Source organism: Streptomyces sp. NPDC057654 (genome assembly GCF_042800135.1).
Lineage (GTDB): Bacteria > Actinomycetota > Actinomycetes > Streptomycetales > Streptomycetaceae > Streptomyces.
In genome coordinates this window covers 1-1,949 of the sequence record NZ_JBHVHQ010001209.1, presented here as the reverse complement: position 1 = coordinate 1,949, position 1,949 = coordinate 1, and the positions used below count along the sequence as shown (strand labels likewise).

Below are 1,949 nucleotides of genomic sequence, written 5' to 3'. Positions count from 1 at the left end.
TGGCAGGGCGGTGCGGTCCAGTCGGCCGCTGACGTCGATCACCGAGGTGACGGGGGGAGAGGGCGCCGCGACCGCCGTCGCGCGCGCCGCGTCCAAGGCGCTGGGAGAGGGTTCGAGACCTACGGCCATGGGGGCGCGCCTCCTCGGAACGGAGCGGTTCACATGTCGCCGGGGTCCGGGGCGCACCACTCAGCGTAGCCCCGCCCGCACGCCGCGAACAGCGCCCCGCGCACAGTCGTCCGGCATACGCGCGACGCCCTCGCGGGCGATGAAGGGAAGAGCGGCGGCGCCGCACGCCTCCTTCGGCCCCAGCTCCATGGGCGGCATCAGGAGGCGTCACGCCCCCTCCGGCTCCAGCCCCGCGTCCGCCGCCTCGACCGCCAGCCGCTCCGCCGACAGGTCCAGTGAGCGGCATACGAGCAGGTAGACGCCCGCCGACACGAGCAGCCCCACCGGCATCGACACGTCCAGCCCGCCGAGGAGCCGGGCCATCGGCCCCTCCGCGTCGCCGATCACCGAGAACGGCAGCATCACCACGAAGCCGGTCCCGTACGCGACCAGCCCCCGCCAGTTCCAACGGCGGTAGATCCCGCGCGGGTTGAAGATCTCCCGGATCGAGTAGCGGCCCCGGCGCACCAGATAGAAGTCGGCGAGGTTCACGGCGGTCCAGGGGGTGAACAGGGTGCCGAGCACCGACAGGAAATGGCCGAATTCCTCGACGAAGTTCTCGCTCGCGCCGAACGCGATCCCCGTCGACACCACGGCCACGACGCACAGCGCGCCGATCCGCCGGGCGACGGTCAGCCGGAACCGGCCGAACGAGTCGAGGCTGGAGAGCAGGGTGAGGCTGCCGCCGTAGACGTTCAGCGCGCCCATCGTCAGCAGCGGCAGCACCGTGACGATCAGCAGCACCGTGCCGAAGCCGCCGAACGCCCGGTCGCCCGCGGCGATCACCGACTCCACCAGGCTCTTGCCGGGGAACAGCCCCGCCGCCACCGTCCCGACCAGCATCATCCACGCGCCGCCGACGCCCGCGCCCAGATACGTCCACCAGAACGAGGAGCGGACGCCGACCGTCGGCGGCAGATAGCGCGAGTAGTCCGACACGTAGATGGACCAGGAGAGCTGGTAGACGGCCGCGGTGAACAGCTGGATCAGGAACGGCGTGAGGGCGAAGGACCCCAGGTCGAGCTGCGCGTGCGTGAAGGGGTGCACGGCGATCACGCAGACCGTGAAGAGCGCCAGCGCCACCAGCACCACATACGTCAGCCAGCGGGACGCCTTGTGGATGACGTCGTAGCCGACCACGGCCAGCACGACCGCGATCACCGCGTACCCGACGTAGCTGGCCCCCGACGGCACCTTCGCCAGGTGATCGAGGGTGGAGCCGACCAGGATCTGGTTGAACGCGTTGTAGCCGATGTACGTCGTCAGTGCGACGAGCCACACCAGCAGCGCCCCGATGAACCCGAACTGCGGCCGCGACTGCACCATTTGCGGCAGCCCGAGCTGCGGGCCCTGTGTGGAGTGGAAGGCCATGAAGAACGTGCCGAGCGCGCAGCCGAGCACCACCGCGACGGCCGTCCAGACGAGGTTGCCGCCGAGCCCGACGCCGATCGCGCCGGTCGCGACGGTGGCGAGGTGTGCGTCCCCGGCGAACCACACCGGGAAGAGGTGCCACACCTTGCCGTGCCGCTCGGCCAGCGGCACGTAGTCGATCGAGCGCGCCTCGATGACCGGCTTGCGGCCGCTGTCCGGGGGCGGTGCCGCCGCCCCCGAGTGCGCTGGGCCTTCGGCACCCGTGGTGCCGGGTGAGCCAGTGGTGCCGACTGCCATGTCGCGTCTCCTCGCTGCTGATCGCTGCTGGGGCTGCTCGCTGTCTCCTCAGCCGGGCGGGCGGTCCGGCGATCGGGCCGTACGGACATACAGGCCGTACGGGCCTATGGGCG

1 protein-coding gene is annotated in these 1,949 nt (G+C 71.3%); it reads right to left on the bottom strand.

The annotated features are described in order from the left end of the window. Positions 1 to 336: 336 nt before the first annotated feature. Complete coding sequence (locus tag ACFU99_RS42080; RefSeq protein ID WP_384403656.1) at positions 337 to 1,836, bottom strand: purine-cytosine permease family protein; 1,500 nt, start codon at positions 1,834 to 1,836, stop codon at positions 337 to 339. Positions 1,837 to 1,949 lie beyond the last annotated feature (113 nt).